This window comes from Exiguobacterium profundum (assembly GCF_001909285.1).
GTDB classification, from domain to species: domain Bacteria; phylum Bacillota; class Bacilli; order Exiguobacteriales; family Exiguobacteriaceae; genus Exiguobacterium; species Exiguobacterium profundum.
In genome coordinates, this window is sequence record NZ_MRSV01000001.1 from 673,363 (window position 1) to 699,178 (window position 25,816).

The 25,816-nt window shown below is 49.1% G+C and carries 25 protein-coding genes, 1 pseudogene and 2 other annotated features; of the genes and pseudogenes, 19 read left to right on the top strand and 7 right to left on the bottom strand.

Features of this window, described 5'->3' with window-relative positions; translation table 11 throughout:
* Positions 1-38 precede the first annotated feature (38 nt).
* Positions 39-1,115: a diguanylate cyclase gene (locus tag BBB58_RS03675; protein ID WP_074035518.1), complete on the bottom strand. Its 1,077-nt coding sequence runs from the start codon at positions 1,113-1,115 to the stop codon at positions 39-41.
* A 224-nt stretch (positions 1,116-1,339) separates the two neighbouring features.
* On the opposite strand from BBB58_RS03675, the gene BBB58_RS15045 reads away from it, so the two are divergent.
* From BBB58_RS15045 to BBB58_RS03705, 6 genes and pseudogenes are all read left to right on the top strand, one after another.
* Positions 1,340-1,522 (top strand): hypothetical protein, encoded by a 183-nt coding sequence (locus BBB58_RS15045; protein ID WP_074037870.1) that lies wholly within the window; start codon positions 1,340-1,342, stop codon positions 1,520-1,522.
* A 78-nt stretch (positions 1,523-1,600) separates the two neighbouring features.
* A complete protein-coding gene (gene msrA, locus BBB58_RS03685) occupies positions 1,601-2,551 on the top strand; it encodes a peptide-methionine (S)-S-oxide reductase MsrA (protein WP_074035519.1) in 951 nt (316 codons plus the stop codon).
* Between the two features lie 13 nt (positions 2,552-2,564).
* Positions 2,565-3,851 (top strand): DUF2252 domain-containing protein, encoded by a 1,287-nt coding sequence (locus BBB58_RS03690; protein WP_074035520.1) that lies wholly within the window; start codon positions 2,565-2,567, stop codon positions 3,849-3,851.
* 61 nt (positions 3,852-3,912) lie between these two features.
* Complete coding sequence (locus BBB58_RS03695; protein WP_074035521.1) at positions 3,913-4,191, top strand: DUF5327 family protein; 279 nt, start codon at positions 3,913-3,915, stop codon at positions 4,189-4,191.
* A 108-nt stretch (positions 4,192-4,299) separates the two neighbouring features.
* A pseudogene (locus BBB58_RS03700) lies at positions 4,300-4,664 on the top strand (rhodanese-like domain-containing protein).
* Positions 4,665-4,777: 113 nt separating this feature from the next.
* The gene (locus tag BBB58_RS03705; protein WP_031422042.1) at positions 4,778-5,410 is read left to right on the top strand and encodes an HAD family hydrolase; all 633 of its coding nucleotides are present in this window, start codon (positions 4,778-4,780) and stop codon (positions 5,408-5,410) included.
* Positions 5,411-5,461: 51 nt separating this feature from the next.
* On the opposite strand, the gene BBB58_RS03710 is transcribed toward BBB58_RS03705, so the two are convergent.
* Positions 5,462-6,874: an NAD-dependent succinate-semialdehyde dehydrogenase gene (locus BBB58_RS03710; protein WP_074035522.1), complete on the bottom strand. Its 1,413-nt coding sequence runs from the start codon at positions 6,872-6,874 to the stop codon at positions 5,462-5,464.
* Positions 6,875-6,966: 92 nt separating this feature from the next.
* Between BBB58_RS03710 and BBB58_RS03715 the strand changes: the two genes are divergently transcribed.
* Both BBB58_RS03715 and BBB58_RS03720 read left to right on the top strand, forming a co-directional pair.
* On the top strand, positions 6,967-7,479 hold the full coding sequence (locus BBB58_RS03715) for a glycerol-3-phosphate acyltransferase (RefSeq protein ID WP_074035524.1): 513 nt from the start codon (positions 6,967-6,969) through the stop codon (positions 7,477-7,479).
* On the top strand, positions 7,476-9,059 hold the full coding sequence (locus BBB58_RS03720; protein ID WP_074035526.1) for a GNAT family N-acetyltransferase: 1,584 nt from the start codon (positions 7,476-7,478) through the stop codon (positions 9,057-9,059). The genes BBB58_RS03715 and BBB58_RS03720 overlap by 4 nt, the downstream gene beginning before the upstream one ends.
* Here BBB58_RS03720 and BBB58_RS03725 read toward each other — a convergent pair.
* Complete coding sequence (locus tag BBB58_RS03725; RefSeq protein WP_074035528.1) at positions 8,998-10,635, bottom strand: ABC1 kinase family protein; 1,638 nt, start codon at positions 10,633-10,635, stop codon at positions 8,998-9,000. The two genes, BBB58_RS03720 and BBB58_RS03725, sit on opposite strands and share 62 nt — an antisense overlap.
* A 93-nt stretch (positions 10,636-10,728) precedes the next feature.
* Here BBB58_RS03725 and BBB58_RS03730 point away from each other — a divergent pair, with 93 nt between their 5' ends.
* The 3 genes from BBB58_RS03730 (at position 10,729) to BBB58_RS03740 (ending at position 13,623) form a co-directional block, all read left to right on the top strand.
* Positions 10,729-11,334, top strand: a complete 606-nt coding sequence (locus BBB58_RS03730; RefSeq protein ID WP_012727503.1) for a trimeric intracellular cation channel family protein — start codon at positions 10,729-10,731, stop codon at positions 11,332-11,334.
* Between the two features lie 12 nt (positions 11,335-11,346).
* Positions 11,347-11,712, top strand: a complete 366-nt coding sequence (locus tag BBB58_RS03735; RefSeq protein ID WP_074035530.1) for a DUF423 domain-containing protein — start codon at positions 11,347-11,349, stop codon at positions 11,710-11,712.
* A gap of 420 nt (positions 11,713-12,132) precedes the next feature.
* Positions 12,133-13,623 (top strand): murein hydrolase activator EnvC family protein, encoded by a 1,491-nt coding sequence (locus BBB58_RS03740; protein WP_074035532.1) that lies wholly within the window; start codon positions 12,133-12,135, stop codon positions 13,621-13,623.
* Positions 13,624-13,706: 83 nt separating this feature from the next.
* Here BBB58_RS03740 and BBB58_RS03745 read toward each other — a convergent pair whose 3' ends face one another.
* Positions 13,707-15,020 (bottom strand): amino acid permease, encoded by a 1,314-nt coding sequence (locus BBB58_RS03745; protein WP_244150774.1) that lies wholly within the window; start codon positions 15,018-15,020, stop codon positions 13,707-13,709.
* A 242-nt stretch (positions 15,021-15,262) separates the two neighbouring features.
* Positions 15,263-15,491, top strand: a binding site (T-box leader).
* Between the two features lie 48 nt (positions 15,492-15,539).
* Positions 15,540-15,767 (top strand) — a binding site (T-box leader).
* Positions 15,768-15,822: 55 nt separating this feature from the next.
* Here BBB58_RS03745 and trpD point away from each other — a divergent pair.
* Genes trpD through trpA form a run of 5 tightly spaced genes read left to right on the top strand, consistent with a single transcriptional unit; the run spans position 15,823 to position 20,048 of the window.
* Positions 15,823-16,812, top strand: coding sequence for an anthranilate phosphoribosyltransferase (gene trpD, locus BBB58_RS03750; RefSeq protein ID WP_074035535.1), 990 nt, complete (start codon positions 15,823-15,825; stop codon positions 16,810-16,812).
* A complete protein-coding gene (gene trpC, locus BBB58_RS03755) occupies positions 16,809-17,570 on the top strand; it encodes an indole-3-glycerol phosphate synthase TrpC (RefSeq protein ID WP_074035537.1) in 762 nt (253 codons plus the stop codon). Before trpD ends, trpC begins: the two co-directional genes overlap by 4 nt.
* Complete coding sequence (locus BBB58_RS03760; RefSeq protein ID WP_074035539.1) at positions 17,546-18,100, top strand: phosphoribosylanthranilate isomerase; 555 nt, start codon at positions 17,546-17,548, stop codon at positions 18,098-18,100. Before trpC ends, BBB58_RS03760 begins: the two co-directional genes overlap by 25 nt.
* The gene (trpB, locus tag BBB58_RS03765; RefSeq protein WP_074035541.1) at positions 18,097-19,284 is read left to right on the top strand and encodes a tryptophan synthase subunit beta; all 1,188 of its coding nucleotides are present in this window, start codon (positions 18,097-18,099) and stop codon (positions 19,282-19,284) included. The genes BBB58_RS03760 and trpB overlap by 4 nt, the downstream gene beginning before the upstream one ends.
* Positions 19,281-20,048: a tryptophan synthase subunit alpha gene (gene trpA, locus BBB58_RS03770; protein ID WP_074035543.1), complete on the top strand. Its 768-nt coding sequence runs from the start codon at positions 19,281-19,283 to the stop codon at positions 20,046-20,048. The genes trpB and trpA overlap by 4 nt, the downstream gene beginning before the upstream one ends.
* Positions 20,049-20,089: 41 nt before the next feature.
* Here trpA and BBB58_RS03775 read toward each other — a convergent pair whose 3' ends face one another.
* Positions 20,090-21,580, bottom strand: coding sequence for a potassium/proton antiporter (locus tag BBB58_RS03775; protein ID WP_074035545.1), 1,491 nt, complete (start codon positions 21,578-21,580; stop codon positions 20,090-20,092).
* 153 nt (positions 21,581-21,733) lie between these two features.
* On the opposite strand from BBB58_RS03775, the gene BBB58_RS03780 reads away from it, so the two are divergent.
* Positions 21,734-22,672 carry an ATP-grasp domain-containing protein gene (locus BBB58_RS03780; protein ID WP_074035547.1) on the top strand — a complete coding sequence of 313 codons (939 nt, stop codon included), beginning with the start codon at positions 21,734-21,736 and terminating at the stop codon, positions 22,670-22,672.
* Positions 22,673-22,675: 3 nt separating this feature from the next.
* Here BBB58_RS03780 and BBB58_RS15130 read toward each other — a convergent pair whose 3' ends face one another.
* Complete coding sequence (locus BBB58_RS15130) at positions 22,676-22,822, bottom strand: hypothetical protein (protein ID WP_012727492.1); 147 nt, start codon at positions 22,820-22,822, stop codon at positions 22,676-22,678.
* A gap of 75 nt (positions 22,823-22,897) precedes the next feature.
* Positions 22,898-23,674 carry a hydrogen peroxide-dependent heme synthase gene (gene hemQ / locus BBB58_RS03785; protein ID WP_074035549.1) on the bottom strand — a complete coding sequence of 259 codons (777 nt, stop codon included), beginning with the start codon at positions 23,672-23,674 and terminating at the stop codon, positions 22,898-22,900.
* Positions 23,675-24,012: 338 nt separating this feature from the next.
* Here hemQ and pta point away from each other — a divergent pair, with 338 nt between their 5' ends.
* Positions 24,013-25,002, top strand: a complete 990-nt coding sequence (pta, locus tag BBB58_RS03790) for a phosphate acetyltransferase (RefSeq protein WP_074035551.1) — start codon at positions 24,013-24,015, stop codon at positions 25,000-25,002.
* A gap of 76 nt (positions 25,003-25,078) precedes the next feature.
* Positions 25,079-25,798, top strand: a complete 720-nt coding sequence (locus BBB58_RS03795; RefSeq protein ID WP_074035553.1) for a DUF2711 family protein — start codon at positions 25,079-25,081, stop codon at positions 25,796-25,798.
* Positions 25,799-25,816 lie beyond the last annotated feature (18 nt).

The window sequence follows — 25,816 nt, forward strand, 5'->3', positions numbered from 1 at the left end:
AGCGAGAAAACGCGCTCAAGTGTGAAGAGTTTGAAACATTAAGAGGCGAGGATGAAACGATTCCGACCGGACTCTTTTGCGTGATATAACGCTTCATCTGCATGTTTTAACACACTGTCGATTTCAATATCATTCGAATGGCAAGCTCCAAGCGAAACAGTGATGTGGAGCGTACCGGCACTCGTCTCGAACGGGAACGTTGAAACCTTTTCTCGAATAGATTCAGCAAGCTGCGATACTTCTTCTCGATTAGCATGGGGCATGACGATTAAAAATTCTTCGCCGCCGAAGCGACCGACTAAATGGCGCTCATTGCTCTCATTCACGAGGAGCATGCCGAGCTCGCGCAAAACATCATCTCCGACGTCGTGACCGTATGTGTCATTCACCCGTTTGAAATGATCGATGTCGACCAAAATCAATGCGTATTCTTCTGCCTCGACCGTCAAGTTGGCCATGGCTTCGTTCAAGAGACGCCGATTGGCAATCCCGGTGAGCGCATCTGTCCGCGCCAGTTGCTGTTGATGTTGGACGTTCTCGAAGTGACGGCGTAGTTCGAGCAGTAATCGATAGGCGGCGCACGCTCCCCCGTAAGACATTAACGTATAGACGATTAAGACGGGATAGAACAAATTTAGTGGAAGCGCGGTATAAATCGCTGCCCCAAAAATGGCAATACTGATTGTAGTGAATACGAGCAAAGTGGGCCGAGTATTATCCATGCGTTTCCGTAAAAGACCTGCTAAGACAATTAACGTAACTATTGTGGCGATGGCTAGATAGAGACCGAGCATGGTACCGTCTGTAAAGAACAGAACTAGGGAACGACCGATTAATAATATGATACCTGCGACAGCACCACTCACCCATCCCCCGAATAGAACGGCAAGCAAAACGGGAATATTACGTAAGTCGATGAGTATCCCCTCGAGCGGTAAGGCATTTACTAAAAGGAGGATGGCAATCAATCCGGTCTGTACCCCAAGTAAAATCCTTCCTTTGAGAGGAGACTGTGGCGTCAGACGAGGGCGGTTTCGAAACGGTAAAAAGGAAATCGTGAAGAGCGTGAACAAGATACACAGGTTGATAAAGAACGCATTTATGATTGTGAGCATCGGAGCTCCCCCTTATCCCGTATGGAAATATTTAGTTACAGTATATAGTATATAGTTGGAAACAAACAGGAATAACCTGCTTGCGGAAAGAAGCTCTCTTGAATGATTATTCAAGCAAATCGTTTTGGAATCCTTTTGGATTTGTTCAGGTTCTCCTCATCTTTTATAACTTTCGCTATGGAAAATCGAAAGTTTGGTATGATAAGAGAAAAGGAGGACTGTCCGTGCGTTACTGGGATCATTTTAAACGAGCGTTTATTCCGATTGCGCTCATTTTGATTGGATTAGCGATCTTTTATACTTTATCGGCTCGAGATAACATGGTGTTGACGCTATTAGGGGCTGCGATTGTTGGAGTCATCTTATTTTTGGTGATGCTTCATGTGAATCAGGTGGAAGAGGACTAAAGCGAGAACATTGTGGTTCTCGTTTTTTGTTTTTTTTTCACATTTTTGGGTACACTATAAAGTAAGGGGGGATTTATCATGGCAAAAGCTACATTTGCGGGAGGCTGTTTCTGGTGCATGGTCAAACCGTTTCATAAATATGAGGGAGTGGAGCGTGTCATTTCTGGATATACAGGAGGACATGTCGACAACCCGACGTATCAACAAGTCTGTTCGGAGACGACAGGACATTTAGAGGCGGTTGAAATCACATTTGATCCAGAAGTCATTTCGTACGAGGAGTTGTTACGCATCTATTGGCGTCAAATCGATCCAACAGATGGCGGAGGGCAGTTCAATGACCGCGGTGAATCCTATCGTCCAGCCATTTTCTATCATTCAGAAGAGCAACGGGCTGCAGCAGAGCGTTCGAAACAGGAAGTGGAAGATTCGGGTCGGTTCGATCGCTCGATTGAAGTCGATATCCGTCCTGCGAAAACGTTCTGGGAAGCGGAAGACTATCATCAAGACTACTATAAAAAAAATCCGTTCCGTTATGAGATGTACCGTGTCGGTTCAGGGCGCGCGAAGTTCATCAAAGAGGCGTGGAGTGATCGCAAACAACAACAAGCACTTCGTGAACGCTTGACACCGATGCAGTATAAAGTGACGCAAGAAAACGGGACAGAGCCACCGTTCCAAAATGAATATTGGGATGAAGAGCGGGAGGGGTTGTACGTCGATATCGTCGACGGGACACCACTCTTCACATCTCACGATAAGTTTCAGTCGAATTGCGGATGGCCGAGCTTCTCACGCCCAATCGAGGAGAAGCGAGTCGATTTGAACATGGACACGACGCACCACATGGTACGGACAGAAGTCCGTTCAAAACAAGGGGACAGTCACCTTGGTCACGTGTTTGATGACGGTCCGAAAGAGCTTGGCGGCTTACGCTATTGCATTAACTCGGCCGCTCTCCGATTCGTTCCTGTAGAAGAGCTTGAAGAGGCCGGGTACGGGGAATATAAACACTTATTCAACAAGTGAAGGGGAGAGTCGTATGTTCACAGCCGTCAAACAACAAATTCGATGCGAGACGATCGGGACCGTCCTTGATTTTTACGACCAGTCGATTCGACAGCTTTCGGAAGAGGCGAGACAAGAAAAATATGCGAAGATGAGTTCGAGCCCGTTCTCGTTCTTTCGGGGTAGCTCACACTTGTTCTACTACGACTTTGCGAAAGTGCCAATCGCGTTTGACACAGGTCCCGATCATCCGACGTTCATTCAAGGAGACTTACACTTTGAAAATTTCGGTGTGTTCGAAGACGGGGCCGGTACCATCATCTATGACGTGAACGACTTTGATGAGGCGTATATCGGTTCATACCTGTTTGATTTGTTGCGGATGGCGGTCTCTGTCGATTTATTCGCCGCCGAGTCCGGGTTCGATGGCAAAGCAGCCATTCAAGCGTTTGCTGAGTCCTATGCCAAAGCCATTGAAAAACATGCGCTTGGACGAAGTGAGCATATTCAATTCACGAAAGAGAACACGTGTAAAGCGGTCAAAAAAGTCATTAAAAAAGCGGAGAAGAAGAAAGATGAATTCATGTCCGAACGGACGGAGGTACGGGACGAGGAACGTTATTTTTCAACGAGTGACGACTTGCTTCCCATCTCCTCGGAAGTACGGGAGAAAATTGAAGCGGCATGGGGCGATTATCTGTCTTCTTTGTCAAATCAACACCGACATCATGCCGATCACTATGAAATCAAAGATATCGCCATCAAACTTCAAAGCGGAACGGCTTCTATCGGATTAGAACGCTACTATATTTTGATTGAAGGTGCCGATGAAGAGCATGATGAAGATGTCATTTTAGAGATGAAACAAGCACAATCTGCCGTCCCGTCTCTCTTTCTTCCGACACATCCGCTGTTTGAAAACGGATTGTCGCATCAAGGCGCTCGTGTCGTCGCTGCGCAACGGGCAATGGTCCACAGTCGTGACCCGTATCTCGGCTATTTGACGATTGACGACAAAGAATATTATGTGAGGCAACGTTCTCCGTATAAGCGAAAAGTGAAAGCGAAACATATGAAAGATGAGACGTCGCTCATTGAGACGTTGAAGGTGCAAGCGCAAATCACGGCGAAGATTCATGCACGGGCCGATGCGACCTCCAATGTGCTCGATTATACGGCAAGCGAACGAATCGCGGCGGCAATCGGTGACTCTCCGTCCCTGTTTATTCGACAGTTATCGAGATGGGCTGATTTTTATGCAAATCAAGTTCGTTTTGATTATGACGCCTTTTTAAACTGGGTCGAGTCAAGGAATCGTTAAGGAACTTGCGAATTGAGGATGAAATCCTGCACAATGGAAGCGTAAAGGATGTGTACGGACTATGATTACAGAACAACAAGTCATCGCCCAAATGCGTCAGGTGATGACACAGATTGAGTCGTCAACCGGCGAAGCGCAAAAGCGTCATTTGGCAAAGTTAATGGGTTTTTGTGAACTCTTGTTAGCGGAGACGTCTAAAAAAAAAAGCGTTGGGGCATCACAGTCCCCGACCGTGACAAGTGAAACGAAACCTCCGCTTGATCGTCAGATGGCCGCTTTTCTCGGGATTCCCATGGAAGAAGACGAACAACCTAAATCCGATTCATTGCTCGATTTTTGAACCACATGTTATGCACATGTGGTTTTTTTGTGGATTCATTTTCATTGACTTAAATACCTTAGGGGGTATAATGGGTACAAGAAACGAAATGCAAATGGAGGCGTGAATATGTTGGACTTTCTTTTTGTGGCAGTCGTCATTGGACTTGTGTATTTCTGGTGGAGTCGTCGAAACAATGTAAAAACAGTCTCGACGGATGATTTAAAACGGAGAATCGCAGAAGAACGGAACATTCAATTGTTGGACGTACGTGAGCCGCATGAATACCGCGGGGGACATATCAAGCAAAAAAAAAATGTACCTTTATCTGGATTCGGTAATGCTCAAGCGAAATATCAAAAAAAAAAGAGCGTCCAGTCTATGTTATCTGTCAGAGCGGGATGCGTAGCCAACGCGCGGCAGCGATGCTGAAGAGTGCCGGATATACCGACGTTTATTCTGTAAAGGGTGGAATGAACTTCTGGCGTGGATAATAGATGCGACTGGACGAATCGGTTCAGTCGTTTTTTGTTTCCATTTTTTCTCTTTTGCATTTTCGGGGATTCTGCTACGGTAGGGAGAGAGTGAAAGAGAGGAGATCAATCCAATGGCAGTAATTTTATTTGATATCGATGGCACGTTAGTAGATACGACCGGACCGATGACGAAGGCGATTCATGAGGCACTCGAGGAGCTTCCTCATCTTCCGAAACCGAGTGAAGAGGCGGTCCGTTCAGGATACGGCTTGGCAGGTAACGCGTTTTGGGAGCATGTCATCCCAGAAGCGACGCTTGAGGAGATTCGTCTCATTCGCAGACTCCGTCATACGACGCTTGAGCAAACGATGGAAGGACAAAATGTCTTATTTGACGGAATTCGTGAGATGTTGGAGACACTTCACGAGCAAGGTCATACGCTGACGACAGCGAGTAACTGCGGTGTTCATTATATGAATTTGATTTTAGATACGCAACAGATTCGTCCATATATGACGGCACCCGAATGTTTAGAATCTGTTGGGGGCGAGAAGAAGGCAGACATTCTGACAGCGCACCGTGTCCGGCACGGAGAGGCGGACTATATTATGGTCGGTGATCGTAAATCGGATGTCGAAGCGGCTCGCGCTCATGACTTCCCCGTCGTCTTGACAGGATTCGGGTTCGGTAATGAAGAAGAGTGGGCACTTGCAGATCACGTGATTCAATCTCCACACGATTTAGTCGAGTGGGTCAACCGATAAGAAAAGGCTTGTCGCATATCAATGTCGACAAGCCTTTTTGTATACCTATACTCACAATCCGAGAGAGATGTATTTTACTTCTAAAAATTCCTCAATACCCTGATGACCGCCTTCACGACCGAGTCCGCTCTCTTTCCAACCACCGAAAGGCGCTTGCGGCGTTGACGGAAGTCCGTCATTCACACCGACAATCCCATACTCTAACGATTCAGCTAAATAGACCGCTTCATTGATGTCTTGCGTGAACAAGTAAGCGGCTAAGCCGAACGGCGTGTTGTTCGCCCGTTTGATGACTTCATCGAGCGAATCGAACGTTGCAATCGGTGCGACGGGTCCGAACGTTTCTTCGTTCATGCAGAGCATGTCTTCATTCGCATAACGGATGACAGCAGGACGGATGAATAAGCCGTCTAGCACCTCGCCACCGTACACTTCACCGCCACGAATCTGCGCGTCCTCGATATGCTTTTCGACTTTGCTGAGCGCATCGTCATCGATGAGCGGACCGATGTCGACACCTTCCTCTAGTCCATTCCCGACTTTCAACGCTTCGACCTCTTTAATGAAACGCTCCGAGAATTCATCGACGACGGCGCGTTCGACATAAATTCGGTTCGCACAGACACACGTCTGTCCGCCGTTTCGGAATTTCGTGGCGACCGCTTGCGGAACAGCCTTATCTAAATCCGCTTTAGCTGTGACGATGAGCGGGGCGTGCCCACCCAGTTCAAGCGAAATCTTTTTCATCGTGTCCGCAGCATCACGCATGAGCATTTTCCCGACTTCCGTGGATCCTGTGAACGTCAACTTTCGGACCCGTTTATCTTGTTGCCACGCTTTGACGATATCTGACGCTTGTCCTGTGACAAGGTTGATGACCCCTTTTGGGAATCCGGCCTTCTCCGCTAATTTCACCAATTCGATGGCGGTCAACGGGGTCGCCGATGCTGGTTTCATAACGACCGTACAGCCCGCAGCGAGCGCTGGAGCAACTTTCCGTGTGATCATGGCAGCCGGGAAGTTCCAAGGTGTGATGGCTGCGATGACGCCGACCGGTTGTTTAATGGCAAAGATTCGTTTTTGGTTCGATGAAGCAGGAATCGTCTCACCGTATACACGACGCCCTTCTGCCGCATACCAGTCGATGAATCCATTTGCATAGTTGATTTCGCCGATCGCTTCTTTGAGCGGTTTTCCTTGTTCCTCGACCATCGTTCGGGCAAGCTCTTCCGTATGTTCTGCAATCAAACGATGCCATTCAGTAAGTAGTTCCCCTCGTTCTTCTGCTGTTTTTTGTTGCCATTTTTCTAACGCCTCATGCGCAGCGTCGACGGCTTGTGTCGCTTCTTGTGTATCACTTTTTGTCACGACGTCCATCACATTGCCTGTGGCTGGATTTCGTACCTCGATCGTTTGTCCCGTTTCTGTCCATTCCCCGTTAATGAAGTTTTTCTCTTCTCGCATCTTGATTTCCCCTTTCCAAAAAGTGCACAGTTAATTAGAGGATACCCGTTTTTCTGAAACGTTCACAAATAAACAAAAAAAGAGGGGATACTATGTGGATCATCGTCATTGGCTATTTAGTCGGAAGTCTGCTCGGGGGCAGACTGTATGGGGTGCTAAGTGGACATGATTTAGCGACAACTGGTTCGAAGAATACCGGTGCACGCAATGCGCATCGCATCGGTGGAGTAAAGGCGTTTCTAATCGTCTATGGATTCGACGTGCTCAAGACGATTCTCGTCCTACAGATGAGCGGACCATATTTTTGGCAGACGGTTTTCGCGCTCACGCTCGGGCATATTTATCCATTTTGGCGAATCCGTGCGGGAGGGAAGGGATATGCCGTTTTTTCTGGAATTTTATGGGCATATGAGCCGTGGTGGTTTATTGGGGGTCTTGTTATCTTGTTACTCTTAATCAAATTAACGGGGAACTCTCGCGAGACGGGATTAGTCATGCTTACGTTATTACCGTTGGCAGCTTTCGGAAGTCTCGAAGATGTCATCTGGGCCATACTCATCGCTATCGTGATTACGTATCATCATGTGAAGGAGGAAAGAACATGATTGTGTATCGAAAAGCCGAAATATCAGATTTTGAAGCGATACATCGGTTAAATTACGAAACATTCGTTGAAGAGATTCCACAACATCCACCAAATCCGGAAAGGCGACTTGTCGACCGATTTCACGAAGAAAATACATATTGGATTGGAGAAGTGGATGGGGAAGTGGTCGCCATGTGTGCGTTACGTGGCAAACGGCCGTTTTCGTTGGAACAAAAAGGAGTACGCATTCCTGATGGGAATTGGCTTGAGATTCGCCTCCTCGCTGTGACTAAACCCTATCGACGCAATCGGTCGTTCGCTGGATTGATGCGCGCGGTCATCGACGATGCGACAGAGCGTGATGTCGATGGTATTGTCATCAGTGGAACGACACGTGAACAAGTGCTCTATCATCGATTCGGGTTTGTGCCGTTCGCAGATCCGATTGGTCCTGACGAAGCGAGATATGTTCCGATGATGTTGACGCGTTCGGCTTTTTATGAATCCAAATCAGCATCGATCCTACGTCCAAAAAGTTTGCTAGCAGGACCCGTTGAATGTTCGGACCGTGTGAGGGAACGACTCTCGATGCAGCCGCGCCCACATCGTTCAAACGAAACGGGACGAGTGCTTGAAGCGGTACAACGAAAACTGGCGGAACGAATCGGACTCCCTCATGTCTATACGCTCCTTGGAAGCGGGACCGTCGCTAACGATGCGGTCGCGGCTCGATTGGACGGACACGGCCTCATTTTCAATGCGGGTGAATTTGGAGAACGCTTGATTGACCATGCCCGGCGTGTCGGTCTGTCTTTTGACGTGGTCGCAGTGGACCAAGAGGGACAATGGGATATTTCGCAACTTGAGCGCATTGCACCAGACTGGGTGTGGACGGTTCATTGCGAGACATCGTTAGGGATTTTAATCAACCTTGCCCCGCTTCATACATGGCAAGGCGTTGTCGCCATTGATGCGATCAGTGCCGTCGGAACGTTCGTCTATGACTATTCGTTTGCGGACTACGTGACCTTCTCTTCAGGAAAGGCGTTACGGAACGCCCCGGGTCTCGCGTTCGTGGCAATGAAGCATCCAGCGATTGCGACACCACATACAGCGCGCTATTTGGATCTATCCCTCTATCAACCGATTGCCTTCACACAATCGGAACCGCTTCTCTCAGCGATGGCGATCGCGCTGGATGAGTTGAAAGAAGATGAAGTCGTTTCACATTCTGTAAAGATGAATACGTTGCTTAATGCCTTACAAGAGAACGGTTTATCGGTCGATGTGTGTCCCGCCCAATCACCTGGCATCATCACGATTCCAGTTCCGTGCGAGCTATCCTCGGTCGAGCTCGGGCGCCAACTGTCCTATCAAGGCTATCTCGTCCAGTATGAGAGTGACTACTTAAAGCAGGCGAACGTCATTCAAGTATCGACCATGGGTTGGACGACACCTCGCATGATGCGTGACGTCGGTGCTTATATCGCACAATGGATTCAACAAAAAACCGCCACTGCTGAGAGTGACGGTTCGCTTATACTCGAAAGTCTTGGCGTGCCAAATGACGAATCTTTCGTCCGAGGCGTCTCCAATTGAAATAAGCTAAAACGGAGACGACGCCACCTGACCAGAAGAGCCATTCATCCGGTCGAATATAGCCGAGTAGGCCGACGAGCAAACCGAGCAAGATGACGATGGCATTGAACGTCTGACGGTGCAAGAGTTCCTTGGATTCAAGGTTTCGTTGGAACATCGCTTGCTCCGACAGACGTTTTCGTGTCGGTTCTTTTAAGTAATTATCCAGAAGTGGAGGAACGTTTAACAGTTTCTTCGCGTAGTTGATTCCGGTCTTCACGTAACGATTTTGAAGCGTTGTCCCGTCTTCCTCGAGCCATTCGATGACAATCGGTTTACCGAGTGTGAACAGATCGATTTTCGGATCGAGGATTTGCAGAATCCCGAGCAAGGTCGAGGCGGCCCGACCGAAGAAGGCAAATTCTGCCGGGAGCTGAATCGGTTCGTTTTTGACGAGCAATTGAATGTCCTGTAACACCTTCTCAATCAATTTCGTATCGACGGTATCGATGTCCGTTTCTAGGTAGAAAGTGACCGCTTTCTCTAGCGCTTGGCGAATGTTTTGTTTGTTTGCCGTCGGTAAGAGGAAGCGCAAGTCTTCTAATCCATCGACGATGCTATCATAGTCGAGCGAGATGAACGCCTGTAAGATATTCCGAATCGTGGCCATGTCTTGCGCCGTTGTCTGTCCGACCATACCGAAATCGAGTAAGATGATGGTGCCATCGGCTCGAATTTGGACGTTTCCGGGGTGTGGATCGGCATGGAACTGCCCACCAAACAATAGCTGTTCGGCAGCGAGTGTGAAGAGTCGTTCAGCTAGGGCGGAACGGTCGATTCCATTTTCTTTTAAAAAGGCGAGGTCGGTGATTCGGCGTGCGTCGACCCAGTCCATCGTCAAGACGCGGTTCGTACAGAGATGTTCGTGATAGTCCGGGATGTAAACGTCTCGGTTATCGGCGTATTTGGCTTTAAAATACAGGGCGTTTTTTAATTCAGTTTGGAAATTTAGTTCATCCCCGATGACAAAAATCATTTGGCGATATAAGCTATCTAAGTCGGTTGATTTAGCGAGGGATGTCCGCTTTAACATCGATGTGACAATCCGCATCGCACGGAAGTCAGTTCGGATGATTTTTTCGATTTTTTGACGCTGGATTTTGATGGCGACCCGTTTGCCGTTTTCAAGAAGCGTGGCACCATATACTTCTCCGATGGAAGCCGAGGCGACGGCGTCGATGCCGACGTCTTTGACGACTTGGGTATATGGGACGCCCCATTCTGCCTCTAGAATCGCGCGCGACTTCTCCCAACCAGACGTCGGGACACGGTCGACGAGCTCTGACAGCTCGTTCAAGACGGCGGGTGGTAGCAAGTCTGCACGAATTGATAAGAATTGTCCGAGTTTGATTAACAAGCCCTCGAGTCGTAGCGCGTTACGCTTATACTCACGCGCGAGCTTGAGCATCAGTGCTTCATATTCTTCTGTCGTGGCGACACCTTGTTGTTGTTTGCGTGAAAAGGCGTACAGCCGAATGATGAATCGGGCGAACATGGTGACGATAATCCATATGCGGAACAAAGCGATACGTTTCATTGTAATACCGACATCCTTTACGACAGTCGCACGACTGACCTGAATTTTTGTAACTATACTTTACCATACAATGCGTTGAAGAAAGGGCAAGGGATGTTCATGGAGTGGGAATTGCTCAACGTCGTCGGAACGATTGCGTTCGCGGCGAGCGGAGCCATCATTGCGATGGATGAAAAATACGATATTTTTGGAGTTTGGTTACTGGCGTTTATCACCGCCTTCGGAGGCGGCGCGATCCGAAACGTCCTGTTAGGAAACCCCGTCAGTTTAATTTGGCAACAGAATGATTTATTTATTTTATGTTTTCTGGTCGCACTCCTCATCTTCCTGCTCCCGAGTGTCGTATTGCCACATTGGGAACGCTGGGGTGTCATTGTCGACGCCATTGGTCTCGTCGCTTTTGCCTTTCAAGGGGCGCAGGTCGCAATCAAGCTTGATTTACCTTTATCTGCTGCGATTGCGGCGGCTGTCTTGACTGGCGTTGGCGGAGGTGTTGTCCGGGACTTATTGGCAGGACGTAAGCCTCTCGTCTTACAATCTGAGGTGTATGCGATTTGGGCGATTCTCATTGCGGTCATTACGTATTACTTCAAGCTCGAAGGCGGTCTTGCTGTGTACGCGCTTTTAATTGTCGTCGCGACACTTCGAGTGATATCCTACTATCGGAAGTGGAATTTACCAGCACGAAAAGTCAGATAAGGGGGAACGGAAATGAAGATCTTATTAATGATCGGTGCCGGATTGATGGCACTCGGTGTGGCACTTGGTGCATTCGGCGCCCATGCGCTAAAAGAGAGATTGGCGCCAAACATGTTGGCAAACTGGCAGACAGGTGTGCTCTACCATATGGTGCACGCGCTTGGAATCATTGGGATTGCAGCGCTCCTCATGCGCGTGAGCATCAGCCAGTTCAACGTGGCCGGTTGGCTCATGTTTGCGGGGATCGTCTTCTTCTCAGGAAGCTTGTACGTCATGGCATTGACGGGAATTACAAAACTCGGAGCCGTGACACCGATTGGCGGCGTGTTATTCATCGCTGCCTGGATCTTTGTCATCGTCGGTGCGATGAAACTATAACTTGAGAATCCATTTATTCGATATCCATGCCTTGCTCATGTTTACATGCAGCGACGGCATGGATTTTTTTGTTTTTTTTTCCTATTAATTGGAAAAGGGATATACAGCCCTATTCGCTTATTATTTTAAGATAAGGTAAATAATTCTCTATTTACATAAAACATTACAGAAAGATGTCAAATCGAACAGTCTGAAAAGGTATTGGTAAATAATAAGTTCTATGCATTCATTGTCCGCACCTTTGTTCTTGCGTAATAAAATTGAAATATAACTTTAACAGGAAAATATCTATCAGTTAGATATAATTAGTCGTGTTGAAACTCAACCAAATGATCGTTTTTGTTACATACTTAAACGGCTTTAAATATGTAGTGTAGTAGGTACTCACGTTTGTCATTTAAGAAAGGATGTACCCCATTCATGAATTGGAAACGCACAGTCTCGACGTTAACGCTCGGTGTGATGCTCATCAGCACACATACAGTTGCGGATGCATCGACTTCGATTAAAGAGAAGCAAGAACAACAACAAAAAGTAAAAGAAAAGCGCGACAGTGTGAAAAAAGACCAGTCAGAAACATCTTCAAAAATTGAAGGAAACAAGGAAGAGATTTCAAAAGTTCAGGCTGAGGTCAACAAAATGGACGCACAATTGCAAGACATCATCAATGATGTCGCCATGAAACGCCAAGAAATCAAGCGCACCGAGATGAAGATCGAGGATCTTGAAGCCGATATTAAAGATTACCAAGAAAAAATGAAGGCGCAAGAAGCGATGATGAAAGAGCGTATGGCCACGATGCAAAAGAACGGTGGCGGTTCAATCAACTGGGCTGAGTTCATCTTCGGTTCAAAAAATCTCTCTGATCTCGTGACACGTATGATCACAGCTGGAACGATTCAGCGTAGTGACCAAGAGTTGTTTGATGACTATGAAGCGACACAGCGTTCGTTGAAAGAAGCGCAGGCTGACTTGAAAGCAGAGCGTGCTTCACTTCTTGAACAACAAAAAGCACTCGAAGTGCGTCAAGCCGAGCTTGAGAAGAAAATGAAGCAACGTGAAAAACGCATCAAAGAGCTTGAAGAGAAGAACATCAAGTTCGAATCGCAAATCTTTGACCTTCAAGAGATTGAAGCAACATTAGTCGCTCAAGAACAGGCAATCGCGGCTGAAATCGAAGCGCAGCGTCGGGAAGAAGAGGAAGCCCGTCGTCGTGCGGAAGAAGCAGCTCGTCAAGAGGCGGCACGTAAGGCGGAAGAAGCCCGCCAAGCAGAAGCTGCACGTCAAGCTGAGGCTGCCCGTCAGGCAGAACGAGAAGCGGAAGCAGCTCGTCAAGCTGCTCAACAAAAGCAAGACAATAAATCGAATACCCCGTCTTCGTCGTCTTCAAACAACACGGCGGCATCAACGCCAGCTCCAAAACCGGCACCGGCTCCAACGCCAGCTCCGAAACCAGAGCCAAAACCGGCGCCGACGACATCGACGCCAGCTCCGTCTAGTTCGATGTTCATTCAACCGGCTTCAGGACGCTACTCACAAGGATGGGGTCCGGCGAGCGGTGCGTTTGGTTACACGTTCCATAACGGTGTAGACATCGCTGGTCCAACAGGGACACCGATTCGCGCATCTGCGACAGGTACGGTCATTCGTGCAGGTTGGGGTGGCGCATACGGGAACCACGTCATGATCGCACACGTGATCAACGGTCAAGTTTGGACCACGGTCTATGCGCACATGAACTCGGTATCTGTCAGCTCTGGACAGCGTGTGACGCAAGGGTCGAACATCGGGACACTTGGAAACACAGGGAACTCTTCAGGTCCGCACTTGCACTTTGAGATTCATAAAGGCGGCTACTCATACTCGGCAACGAGCGCAGGTAGCACGGTCAATCCGCGTCAGTTCTTCTGATGCATCAACCAGAAAACTCCTTTCGATTGCGAAAGGAGTTTTTGTGCGTAAAAAATCCCTCCGCGATTGCGAAGGGATACTCGTTAGTTGGCTTGTTCAATATCGCTTGGACGATCTTGTTTTTTACGCATTTGTTCACGCACGTAATAGATGATCGTCAATCCGATCAACCAAGGTACGCCGAATTTCAGCAAGATGTTGAAATCCGTGAACCATGTCGTGATCATCAGGCTGAGCAGTAAGACCGCCCCGAGCAATGGGAGGAATGGATATCCCATCATGCGGACAGGGAGTTTTCGCCCAGTCCATTTCTTACGGAAGAACAAGTGGGAGACGAAGACCATGAACCAAGTGAAAATAGCTCCGAACATCGAGATTCCCATCAAGAATGGATACGACGACTCCATGAATACTTGTAGCAAAGCGGCGAGGACGATCCCGCCTGTTGAAACGAGTAGCGCGAACATTGGAATCCCATTTTTGCTGATTTTTTTTTTTTTTTTCGGTGCATCGCCGGCTTCCGCGAGCGAGTACATCATACGTGTCGACGCGTAAAGCTGCGCGTTCATCGCAGACAAGGCGGCGATCAAAATCACAAAGTTGAGGATGCCTGCCGCGAACGGGACATCGAACTGTTCCATGACGAGCACGAACGGACTTTGGTCGATCCCGGCTTGCTGCCATGGGATCAGCATGAGCATGATCGCGAGCGTGACGACATAGAAGAACGTCAAGCGGAACACGGTCGCGCGTAAAGCGCGTGGTACGGCCTGGTCCGGGTCTTTCGCTTCTCCCGCTGTCACAGCGACGAGTTCGGTTCCAAGGAAACTGAAGAGGGAGATGAAAATCGTCACCCACATTCCGTAAAAGCCGAACGCGAAGAAGCCTTCGTTTCCTGTCGTGATTGACTCAATCGGTGATCCTGGTTCGCCGAACAATGTGGCGGCACCGAGGACGATGAATAAGATAATGGCAGTTACTTTGATGAAGGATAACCAGTATTCGGTCGTTCCGAACGTGTGAACGTGACGGGCGTTGACGTAAATGAGTAGTCCACCGAAGAGGGCGACCCAAACGAACCCGTTCACATCTGGGAACCAGTAGCGCATGTAGATGGCGATGGCACTGACTTCAACCCCTACAGCCAGTACGTTCGCGACCCAGTAAGAGTAACGGACGAGAAAACCGGCGAGTGGATGAACGTATCGCTCGGCAATCGTTCCGAATGATCCGGATGTTGGATGGGCGACCGTCATTTCGGCGAGAGCACCCATTAGTAAGAGGACGATGAACGCCCCGATGGCATAGCTGACGAGCACGCTCGGGCCAGCGGTTTGAATCGCGAGACCGCTTCCGAGGAACAGCCCGGTTCCGATGGCGCTCCCGAGGGAAATCATCGTGAGTTGCCGGGTGGACAGCTCGCGCTTTAGTTTATTTGTTTCCAAAATCGATTCTCCTTTAGCTGAGTGAAATGTTGTTGTGGACGACTATAGCAGAAGAAAAAAAACAATGTAAAAAAAAAAAATCGATGAAGGTTTCTCATTTTTGGATGCACATATAGAGGCAAAGTTTTTATAATTTTTTTATTTTTTTTGGATTCATCTGCCCTGTATAGTACGAATTAACTTAACTGAAACGAATAAAGGCGTCGACGAAGAGAAGTAACGACGAATCCTGTATGACAGAGAGCTGATGGTTGGTGCGAATCAGTATATGGGACGTCGCGAATGGACTTCTGAGCTCTAAACCGAACTTTGAGTAGGCTTTAGCGGGTTACCCACCGTTATCACGGGGAAGCGGATGATTGTCCGTGAAGTGGGTTCTTTGGAACCAACGAAGGTGGCACCACGGGGTTACTCGTCCTTCTTATAGCGCAGGCTATGAGGAGACGGGTGACCCCTTTTTCGTTTCATTTATATAAATCGAGGATTGAGAAGAGTAGCGCGAGAAGACGTTTCGTCCAGAGAGTCAGGGATGGTGAGATCCTGACCGAGGCGTCCGCGTGAATGGGCTCATGAGAGCATGGCTGAAGAGAGTAGGTCGTGACGGTTTCCCCCGTTATCGGGATACGATGTGATTGCATCGGAGAGTGGATTCTTTGAAATCAACGAGAGGTGGCACCGCGGTATTGAACCGTCCTCCATACGACGACTGTCGTATGGAGTTTTTTTATACACATTTTTAGAGGGGGAACAGACGATGATTCAACAATTGGAGACAAACGCATTATCAACAGCAGATATGAAAGTGGCAGCGAGCGAGATGTTCCAAGCGGATGAAGCGCAAATCGAACGAGTGCTGCTGGCGATGAAAGAGCGCGGTGAGACAGCAGAAGAGATGGCAGGACTCGCAGCATACATTCGTGAAGCGGCACAGTTCCCCCAAAGTGATTTACCCGTACTAGATGTTTGTGGTACCGGCGGCGACGGGGCGCATACGTTTAATATCAGTTCGACCGTCGCCTTTGTCCTGGCGGGTCTTGGGATTCCGGTCGCCAAGCACGGGAATCGAAGCGTCTCGAGTCGATCAGGAAGCGCGGACGTCTTAGAGGCATTGAACGTTCCGATTGTGAAGACGGCAGAAGAAGTACATGCTGACTTGAAACGGACGAATCTCAGTTTTCTATTCGCCCAGCATGTCCACCCGATCATGAAGCATGTCATGCCGGTCCGGAAACGGCTCGCGACGGCGACCATCTTCAACCAAATCGGACCGTTAACGAACCCGCTTCGTCCGAAACGACAACTTGTCGGTGTCTATCATCCATCGTTACTCGAGAAGATGGCGACCGCGATGCGTCATCTCGGGGTGGAGCGCGGTATGGTCGTCCATGGAGCAGGTGGACTCGATGAAGCGAGTCTCGCCGGTGTGAACGACGTGTACTTCTTTGATGGGGAACAGACGGCGCGTTATGCGGTCGACCCACGAGATGTCGGCTTGATGCGGGCACCGCTTGAAGCGCTACGTGGAGGCACACCAGAAGAGAACGCTGCGACACTTCTTGCCGTATTGAATGGAGAGTCGGGACCGGCACGCGACGTCGTCTTATTAAACGCGGCACTTGCCCTTTGCACGTATGGTACGACCGCAACGCTTCGTGCAGGAGTGAAAGAAGCAAAACGTAGTATCGATGAAGGGCACGCCTTACGCGTATTACAAAACTTACAACGTACGGAGGTCGAAGCATGAGTTATTTAACGAAAATCATCGGAACGAAAATAGAAGAGGTTAGCGGCATGCAGCCCATCGATGTCCCCGTGACGAAGTCAATCTCTCTCTTACATGTGATGAGCGAGGGATTCCATATCATTTCAGAGATCAAACGGTCGTCCCCCTCGAAAGGAATGATTCGGGAGACGGTCGACGTCGCTAAAAGGGCACGTCAATATGAAAAAGCTGGTGCGACGATGATCTCCGTTTTGACAGACACGACGTACTTTAACGGTTCTTTTGACGACTTGCGACAAGTTGCCGATGTCGTCACCATCCCGGTGCTCTGTAAAGATTTCATCATCGATGAACGACAACTCGACTATGCGAAGCATTACGGAGCGAGTGTGGCACTTTTGATCGTGGCGGCACTCCATCCGACACGTCTTCAGGAGTTGACGCGATACGCTCGCTCCATCGGTCTCGACGTCTTAGTCGAAGTACATGATGAGGCGGAGTTATGCATCGCCCTCGAACTTGATGACGTGTTGATCGGCATCAATAACAGAGACTTAAAAACGTTCGAGGTATCCCTCGAAACATCGATTGATTTGATGAAACGCTATCCTGAGGTCACATTCGTCAGCGAGAGCGGGGTCAGTACAGTCGAGGCGGCTGCACGTTTAAAAGAAGCTGGGGCAAGCGCCATTCTCGTCGGGGAAGCACTTATGCGTGAAGAGGACCCGACCCGGTTACTCGAGGAGTTGAAAACATGTTCGTTAAAATCTGTGGACTAAAAACAAAGGAAGCTGTTGAGGCGGCGGTCGAGGCGGGAGCGGATGCCATCGGGTTTGTCTTCGCCCCGAGTTCCCGTCAAATCGACGTGGCGACTGCGAAGACACTGGCCGCACACATCCCGGAATCGGTTCGAATCGTTGGTGTGTTTTTAAGTCCTTCAATGGAAGAGATTGAGGAAACGTTGAATGTAGGACTGACGGATTTACAAATTCACCATCGGACGCAGTCAATGGAACAACTCCGTATCTTCGGGTTATCGATCATCGATGCGTCGACCGAGGAGACGGCAGATGTACGATTGATGGATCATCCGAATCCGGGAAGTGGACAGGTGTTAGACTGGGGCGCAATCGACCGGCCGCAGCGTCCGTTTTGGCTAGCGGGCGGGCTATCCCCGGAGAATGTGAGACAAGCGATTCAAATGATTCAACCAGACGGCGTCGACGTCTCGAGCGGTGTCGAGACGGACGGTGTGAAAGATATCGAAAAAATTCGTGCGTTCATTCAACGCGCCAAGGAGGAACTATGATGTATGCACAACCAGTGAACGGGAAGTTTGGACAATATGGTGGAAAGTACATTCCGGAGACGCTCATGCAGGCGGTCGAAGAATTAGAGGTCGCTTATGAAGAGGTGAAGCAAGATCCTGAGTTTCAAGAACGCTTCTCTTCTTTATTACGTGAATACGTGGGACGTGAGACGCCACTTTATTATGCGTCGAACCTGAGTCGCCGTCTCGGGACGAACATCTATTTGAAACGTGAAGACTTGAACCATACCGGTGCCCATAAGATCAACAACACGATTGGGCAGGCGCTCCTGGCGAAACGGATGGGGAAACAGAAAGTCGTTGCCGAGACAGGCGCGGGACAACACGGTGTCGCGACGGCAACAGTATGCGCACTACTCGATTTAGAATGTACCATCTTCATGGGTGAGGTCGATGTTGAACGCCAAGCATTGAACGTGTTTCGGATGGAACTACTCGGGGCGAAAGTCGTCCCTGTCAAATCAGGCAGTCGCACCTTAAAGGATGCCGTCAATGAAGCGCTCCGTTACTGGGTCAAACATGTCGACGATACGCACTATGTGATGGGTTCTGTTCTCGGACCGCATCCGTTTCCGCAGATGGTACGTGATTTCCAAAGCGTGATCGGAACAGAGACACGTCGTCAAATCCTCGAACAGACGGGACGCCTTCCGGATGCCGTCGTCGCTTGTGTCGGCGGAGGGAGCAACGCCATGGGGATGTTCTATCCGTTTCTAAACGATGAGTCGGTCGCACTCTACGGTATCGAAGCGGCAGGAAGTGGCATTGATACGGATAAACACGCAGCAACCCTCACAAAAGGGGAAGTCGGTGTCTTACATGGGTCGCTCATGTATGTCCTGCAAGACGCAGCGGGTCAAATCGAGGAAGCCCATTCCATTTCAGCCGGACTCGATTATCCAGGGGTAGGACCAGAGCACAGTTTCTTGAAAGACATTGAGCGGGTGCGCTATGCGGCCGTCACGGATGACGAGGCACTCGATGCGTGTCTCGCCCTCAGCCGACAAGAAGGAATCATTCCTGCCTTAGAGTCTTCACACGCCCTTGCTTACGCAGAGACGCTCGCGAAGACGATGGGAGAAGACGATACACTGGTGATTTGTTTATCAGGGCGCGGAGACAAAGACGTCCATACAATCCGAGAGAAGGTGGCGACACGATGAAACTAGAGACAGCGATTCGACAGCGAGAAGGAGCGGCGTTCGTTCCGTATATCATGGCCGGTGACGGCGGGATGGACCGGCTGATCCCGACCATCGTGGAACTAGAGCGGATGGGGGCGACGGCGATTGAACTCGGGATCCCCTTCTCTGATCCGGTAGCGGATGGACCGATTATTGAGGCGGCAGGAATGCGCGCGCTTGAAGCAGGTGTGACGCTTGAAATGGTATTGAACCATTTAATAGAAGGAAATGATCAATTTAACGTTCCAATCGTCTTGATGACCTACTTGAATCCAGTGTTTCGGTTCGGGGTCCAACCGTTCTTTGATCGGGCGAACGAATGTGGGGTGAGCGGGGTCATTATTCCTGACCTTCCGTTTGAGGAGAGTCTTCAGTTGTTCGCAGATGTCAATCGGCATGACGTCGCCGTCATTCCGCTCGTCACGTTGACGAGCAGTGAGGCGCGGACAACGTCCATCTTAGAAAAAGCAGAAGGATTCGTGTATGCGGTCACGCTCAAAGGGACGACCGGGAAAGCGGATGTGTTCCCGGTCGAGTTACTCGCCTACTTGACTCGTTTGACTGAGCAGTCACGTGTTCCCGTCTTAGCAGGATTCGGAGTCCATCGTCCGGAGCAAGTGCAGACGTTGGGACAAGCGTGTGACGGTGTCGTCGTCGGGAGTTTCATCGTCGAGGCGCTTCATGAAGGACGGACAGAGGATGTCGAGACGTTGATTCAATCAGCAAAACACTTACACGCATAAGAAAACCGGCGCTTCAAATGAGGCGCCGGTTATTCGTTTACTCATAATTCCACTCGGTCTAGCCCATCTTCACCAAATGTTTGGTCGAGTTGATCATGACGATACATCGAGGCAAGCACGTATAAGAGATCGCCTTCTTCGATGGCTGTCTGACCGTTCGGTGGAATCAAGTACTCATTTCGGACGATGGCGTTCACGACAGTGTTCGGTGGGAGCGTGATGTCCGCGAGCGTCTTTCCGATCATGGATGAGCTAGCTGTGACCGCATAAGGAACGAGCTTATGTTGAGACTGTTTGCTTGAGACGAGGGCGATCGTATACGGAGAACGGATTTTATCCGGACCGAGCAACCCTAACTTCTCGGCAAGTGGCGTCAACGTCGTCCCTTGGATCAGGGCGCTCGTCACGACGACGAAAAAGACGGCATTGAATAACAGTTGGCTATTTTCGGTACCGGCAATAAGCGGGAAAGTCGCAAGGACGATCGGCACGGCGCCTTTTAGACCAGCCCATGAGATGAACAACTTTTCTTTTCTCGTAAATGACATGCCAAGTGTCGATAAATAGACGGCGATCGGACGTGCCAAGAACATAAGGACGAATGAGATGAGTAGTCCTTTCCAAATCAAGTCCGGCTCGATGAGTTGACGAGGGAAGACGAGTAACCCAAGGATGACGAACATGATGATTTGCATGATCCACGCGAGCGCTTCTGAGAATTGGACGATTGTCACTTCATGCGCTGTATCCGCATTTCCGACAATCATGGCGGCGATATAGACGGCGAGTAATCCGCTTCCCAATAAGTAAGCTGTGACACCATAGGTAAGAAACGCCATGGAAATCATGAGGACGGCATGTAATCCGCTCGAATCAAGTCTCAAGTGGTTCAACATGAGGCGAGACAGTTGTCCAAGGATGAAGCCGATCAATGCCCCGACAACGATTTGAAGGGCGAACATCCAAATTCCGTCCCAAATGGTCGTATCCGGCTTCATCATGAAGTCGAGGGCGAGAATCGTCAAAAACATCGCCATTGGGTCGTTCGTGCCGGACTCGGCTTCGAGAGTCGCACCGACTTTCGGTGAGATATTCTTTCCTTTAAATGCGGCAAAGACGGCCGCTGCGTCGGTCGAACCGATGATCGCACCGAACAAGAAAGATTCAATCCAATCGAAACCAAATACGAAACGAACGGCCACGGCGACTACTGTTGTAGTAATCAATACCCCAAGCGTCGCCAGCGAGGCAGAAGGGGCGAGGACGCTCCGGATTGATGACCATTTCGTTTGAAGACCCCCTTCAAACAAAATGACAATCAAGGCAGCGACTCCAATCAGCTGCGCTAAATTCGAGTCGTCAAAGAAGATGAGACCAGTAATGTCACTTCCCATGATCATGCCGATTCCCATAAATAAAATCAAGGCGGGCAAGCCGAATCGAGTCGAGATTCGTGTCGCCATGACACCGGCAACGAGAAGTAGACCGAAGAGTAAAATGAGTACATCAGTACTTATAACAGGTACGGGCAAACACAACACTTCCTTTCTGAAACAATACTCTTAAGTTCATTATACCATGAAATCGTCTGATATTTCAGAATTGAGGATTAGGCAAACCATACACATTGGAATTGTCGGTTATGAATATGGTAAAGTAAACACATCATAGAAGGAGGAATGATGATGTCTAAAATTCACGTCATTCATGAAAACGAAGAATGGACGAACCACCTTGTCCACCGTTTAAAAGAATTGAACTTGCCATATGAATTGTGGCACTTGGACCAAGGGACGATTGATCTCGAAGCAATGCCCCCGGAAGGTGTCTTTTATAATCGGATGAGTGCCTCCTCGCACACACGTGGGCATCGGTACGCACCAGAATTGACGGAAGGCGTCCTCGCTTGGTTAGAGGCAAACGACCGGACCGTGTTCAACGGCACACGTGCCATCCGCCTCGAAGTGAGTAAAGTCAATCAATACACGGCGCTTCGACGTGAAGGGATTCGCGTGCCGAAGACGATTGCGGCAGTCGGTAAGGCGCAAATCATCGAAGCGGCTGAGCAGTTAGCTTTGACGCCATTCATCACGAAACATAATCGTGCCGGAAAAGGACTTGGGGTCCAATTGTTCCATACGATCGAAGGACTCAAAGAATATGTATATGGTCCCTCGTTCGAGGAATCGGTTGACGGCATCACGCTCATTCAACAGTATATCGAAGCCCCGGAACCGTATATCACCCGTTGCGAGTTCATCGGCGGAAAGTTCCTTTATGCGGTCCGTGTCGACACGTCGGAAGGGTTCGAGCTCTGTCCTGCTGATGCCTGCTCGATTGAAGACCAGTTCTGCCCAGTCGGGGAGACGCCGCCGGCGAAGTTTGAAATCGTCGAAGGGTTCGATGACCCCATCATTCCAAAGCTCGAACAGTTCTTAAAAGCGAATGCGATCGATATTGCGGGGATTGAAATCATTCGAGACCAAGACGGCAACGTCTACGCATACGACGTCAATACAAACACGAACTATAATTCCGATGCTGAAGCGAAAGCCGGACGCTACGGAATGCTTGAATTGGCTACTTTCTTAGGCGACGCACTTCACGTCACTACGACAAAATAAGGGTCAGGCGCTCGCCTGACCCTTTTGCTGTGTATGTTTGAGTTGCTCTTCAAATCGATGTTGGACTAATTCTGCTGTCGGTGCCATTCGTTCGATGAACGAATCTAAACGTTCCGCAGTGTCACGATCGGTTTCTTTAAACACGCGCATCGTTGTTCACCTCGTTAATCAGGATAACTTGCCTACATCATCCTTAATTCCCGAGGTGTTATACGCGTAAACCTTTTACACGCTAAAGAATGTGCTCAAATTTTCTTTTGGTAAGATGTTCCCAACGTAGAAGTCGCCGAACTCTCCATACTTCGCACTTACTTCGTCGAAACGCATCTCGTAAACGATTTTCTTAAACTGAAGTGAATCTTCAGCGAAGAGCGTGACGCCCCACTCCCATGCGTCGAATCCAGTCGACCCACCGATGAACTGTTGAATCTTACCGGCGTAGCTACGGCCAATCATGCTGTGACGATACATGAGGTCTTTGCGCTCATCCATCGACAACATGTACCAGTTGTCGCCATCGCGACGAGCTTTACTCATCGGATAGAAACAGATGTGTGCGGCTTTTGGAAGTGTCGGATAGAGGCGTGAGCGGATATGAGGATTTTGATACGGGTCCCCGTCTCCAGATCCGCGATACATCCCGAGCTCGATGACCGACACGTATGAATACGACGGAATCATATAGTCGTATAGCGCCGTTTTGCGGAAGGCGCGCTCGACATCTTCAAGTTCGTTGAATGTCGGACGAAGCACCATCAAGACGAGGTCTGCCTTCTGACCGAGAATCGAGTAAAAGGCGTGGCTTCCTTCGCCTTTTGCTTCAACTTCTTCGAGAGAAGCGAGGAACGCTGTGAACTCATCAATCATCTGTTGACGCTTTTCAGCATCGACGAGTTTCAAACGAGCCCAATCAATCGTGCGGAAATCATGAAGTGTATACCATCCGTCTAATGTGGCGGCGGCATGTTGTGTATCTGTTGTAGGTACTGGACGTTCTGACATAAAAAAATCTCCTTTCGGGACTTGGCTTCGCCGTCTATTTTACCATACACGCTTCACTGACTGGCAACTTTGAGGCACTGTGAGGGTTATCACGATTCATGGCGGGTAAAGAACAGAGGACAGAAACATGAAAACGGCTAAAAAAATGGCTGTATCAGTCGGTTTGTCAAAACTGTTCTATTCATATAATGATTGATTCTAAGCGATTTATGGCGAAATGGGCAGAATAGTTTATTTTGAAAAGGGTACTGTGTATAATTGAAATCGCGTAAAGACACAAGTCAACGGCAAAACCATTAGCAGTCATGCTGTAAATTGAGAAAAGGGGTTCATTCGTTATGAAATTATTTGAAACGTTAAAACAAAAAGTTAGCCCGGTTCGTCCGACCATCGTCTTCCCGGAAGGTATCGATGAGCGTGTTCTTGGAGCCGCTGTTCGATTGAAAGCAGACGGTATGGTAGAACCAATCGTCGTCGGTGCGAAAGCAGATCTCGAAGCGGTTGCGGCGAAACACGGTTTCGACATCTCAGGTTTGACACAATATGACCCAGCGACATACGAAGACATCGACGTCCTCGTCGAATCATTCGTCGAGCGTCGTAAAGGAAAAGCAACGGCTGAACAAGCGCGCGAACTCCTTACATCAGACGTGAACTACTTCGGAACAATGCTCGTTCACACAGGCAAAGCAGAAGGTCTTGTCTCAGGCGCGATGCACGCGACGGCTGATACGGTACGTCCGGCACTACAAATCATTAAAATGCAACCAGGCATCAAAAAGACGTCAGGTGTGTTCATCATGGTACGTGACGACGAGCAATACGTCTTCTCGGACTGTGCGATCAACATCGCACCGGACGCGGCAGATTTAGCAGAGAACGCGTTCTTGTCGGCAGCGACAGCGAAGACGTTCGGTATCGACCCACAAGTCGCGCTTCTTAGCTTCTCGACGAAAGGTTCTGCGAAGTCACCTGAAACAGAGAAAGTCGTGGAAGCGACACGCCTGGCAAAAAAAAAATCACCGAACCTTCCAATCGACGGAGAACTTCAATTCGATGCGGCATTCGTCCCTAGCGTAGCGGCGAAGAAAGCACCGGGTTCTGACGTTGCTGGTAAGGCGAACGTATTCGTCTTCCCAAGTCTTGAAGCCGGTAACATTGGCTACAAGATGGTTCAACGTTTCGGTGGATTTGAAGCGATCGGTCCGATCCTTCAAGGTCTCAACAAACCAGTGAACGACTTATCACGCGGTTGTAACGAAGAGGACGTCTACAAATTGACGCTCATCACAGCGGCGCAAGCAATCGACGAGCGCAACGAAGCGTGAGTCCGGAGCATTCTTCTTATAGAAGGATGCTTTTTTTGATGGCTCTTTATAAACTATTCAAGAAAGGAGTGATGAAATGGACGAACTAGATGAGAGTGTTTTATTACCTGAAGGACATCGTTACGCTATGTTTGGTGGCGGGGATGATGATTCGATTAAGACGTATTATGAAGGGGTATTTGAAACGGTCTTCATCGTGTTTCATCCATTCCTTGCTCCAATAGGTCACCCCACCATGATTGATCGTTATACCGATCTGGATAATAACGAGGTCGAACAGCAATTTCGGTCCGTTACATGGGAAGAGATGAGGCGAAGACTAGGTTTTCGTGACGTGAGCCGTATCGACCACGCGCTCCGAACGATGATTGGGGCGCTGAAACTACACGCCGAAGATCGAGAAGGGGCGAATCGAATCATTGAATATTGCGAACGTGAGAATGTGCTCCCACCAGGTGAAGGGGAACTGTCGGATCTGCTAAAGAATCAAGTGTTGCGTGTACTTTTGGAGATGGGAGAAGGCTGGATCTGGACCGGAGACGAATTTTGTACGGAACGGCATCTCATCCATCTCAGTGAGACGCTAGCCGCTGATACGTGGGGCATGCAACATCGGACGTTTTTCGGTTATCAACACGAATGGCTCATCGTCCCACCTTGGGATAGCCATTTCACGTTGTTTTGTGGCAGTCGCGCGTTTATCGAACAGGTCGTCGAACGATGCGAGTTCGAAGGGTTCTATTGTGATGCTGAGACGACCATCAACTGGAGTTTGTCGGAGCATAAGCTGAGGTAAACTAAAAGAGAAATCCAT

Excerpts from the sequence above, each read along its gene's own strand:
- BBB58_RS03710 (WP_074035522.1), bottom strand. The coding sequence starts at position 6,874 with ATGCGAGAAGAGAAAAACTTCATTAACGGGGAATGGACAGAAACGGGA.
- hemQ (WP_074035549.1), bottom strand. The coding sequence starts at position 23,674 with ATGTCAGAACGTCCAGTACCTACAACAGATACACAACATGCCGCCGCC.
- pta (WP_074035551.1), top strand. The coding sequence starts at position 24,013 with ATGAAATTATTTGAAACGTTAAAACAAAAAGTTAGCCCGGTTCGTCCG.
- BBB58_RS15130 (WP_012727492.1), bottom strand. The coding sequence starts at position 22,822 with ATGCGCGTGTTTAAAGAAACCGATCGTGACACTGCGGAACGTTTAGAT.
- BBB58_RS03725 (WP_074035528.1), bottom strand. The coding sequence starts at position 10,635 with ATGAAACGTATCGCTTTGTTCCGCATATGGATTATCGTCACCATGTTC.
- msrA (WP_074035519.1), top strand. The coding sequence starts at position 1,601 with ATGGCAAAAGCTACATTTGCGGGAGGCTGTTTCTGGTGCATGGTCAAA.
- trpC (WP_074035537.1), top strand. The coding sequence starts at position 16,809 with ATGAGTTATTTAACGAAAATCATCGGAACGAAAATAGAAGAGGTTAGC.
- BBB58_RS03740 (WP_074035532.1), top strand. The coding sequence starts at position 12,133 with ATGAATTGGAAACGCACAGTCTCGACGTTAACGCTCGGTGTGATGCTC.
- BBB58_RS03690 (WP_074035520.1), top strand. The coding sequence starts at position 2,565 with ATGTTCACAGCCGTCAAACAACAAATTCGATGCGAGACGATCGGGACC.
- BBB58_RS03745 (WP_244150774.1), bottom strand. The coding sequence starts at position 15,020 with ATGATTTCCCTCGGGAGCGCCATCGGAACCGGGCTGTTCCTCGGAAGC.
- trpD (WP_074035535.1), top strand. The coding sequence starts at position 15,823 with ATGATTCAACAATTGGAGACAAACGCATTATCAACAGCAGATATGAAA.
- BBB58_RS03735 (WP_074035530.1), top strand. The coding sequence starts at position 11,347 with ATGAAGATCTTATTAATGATCGGTGCCGGATTGATGGCACTCGGTGTG.
- trpB (WP_074035541.1), top strand. The coding sequence starts at position 18,097 with ATGATGTATGCACAACCAGTGAACGGGAAGTTTGGACAATATGGTGGA.
- BBB58_RS03675 (WP_074035518.1), bottom strand. The coding sequence starts at position 1,115 with ATGCTCACAATCATAAATGCGTTCTTTATCAACCTGTGTATCTTGTTC.
- BBB58_RS03730 (WP_012727503.1), top strand. The coding sequence starts at position 10,729 with ATGTTCATGGAGTGGGAATTGCTCAACGTCGTCGGAACGATTGCGTTC.
- BBB58_RS03795 (WP_074035553.1), top strand. The coding sequence starts at position 25,079 with ATGGACGAACTAGATGAGAGTGTTTTATTACCTGAAGGACATCGTTAC.
- BBB58_RS03720 (WP_074035526.1), top strand. The coding sequence starts at position 7,476 with ATGATTGTGTATCGAAAAGCCGAAATATCAGATTTTGAAGCGATACAT.
- BBB58_RS03695 (WP_074035521.1), top strand. The coding sequence starts at position 3,913 with ATGATTACAGAACAACAAGTCATCGCCCAAATGCGTCAGGTGATGACA.
- BBB58_RS03715 (WP_074035524.1), top strand. The coding sequence starts at position 6,967 with ATGTGGATCATCGTCATTGGCTATTTAGTCGGAAGTCTGCTCGGGGGC.
- BBB58_RS03705 (WP_031422042.1), top strand. The coding sequence starts at position 4,778 with ATGGCAGTAATTTTATTTGATATCGATGGCACGTTAGTAGATACGACC.
- BBB58_RS03760 (WP_074035539.1), top strand. The coding sequence starts at position 17,546 with ATGTTCGTTAAAATCTGTGGACTAAAAACAAAGGAAGCTGTTGAGGCG.
- trpA (WP_074035543.1), top strand. The coding sequence starts at position 19,281 with ATGAAACTAGAGACAGCGATTCGACAGCGAGAAGGAGCGGCGTTCGTT.
- BBB58_RS03780 (WP_074035547.1), top strand. The coding sequence starts at position 21,734 with ATGTCTAAAATTCACGTCATTCATGAAAACGAAGAATGGACGAACCAC.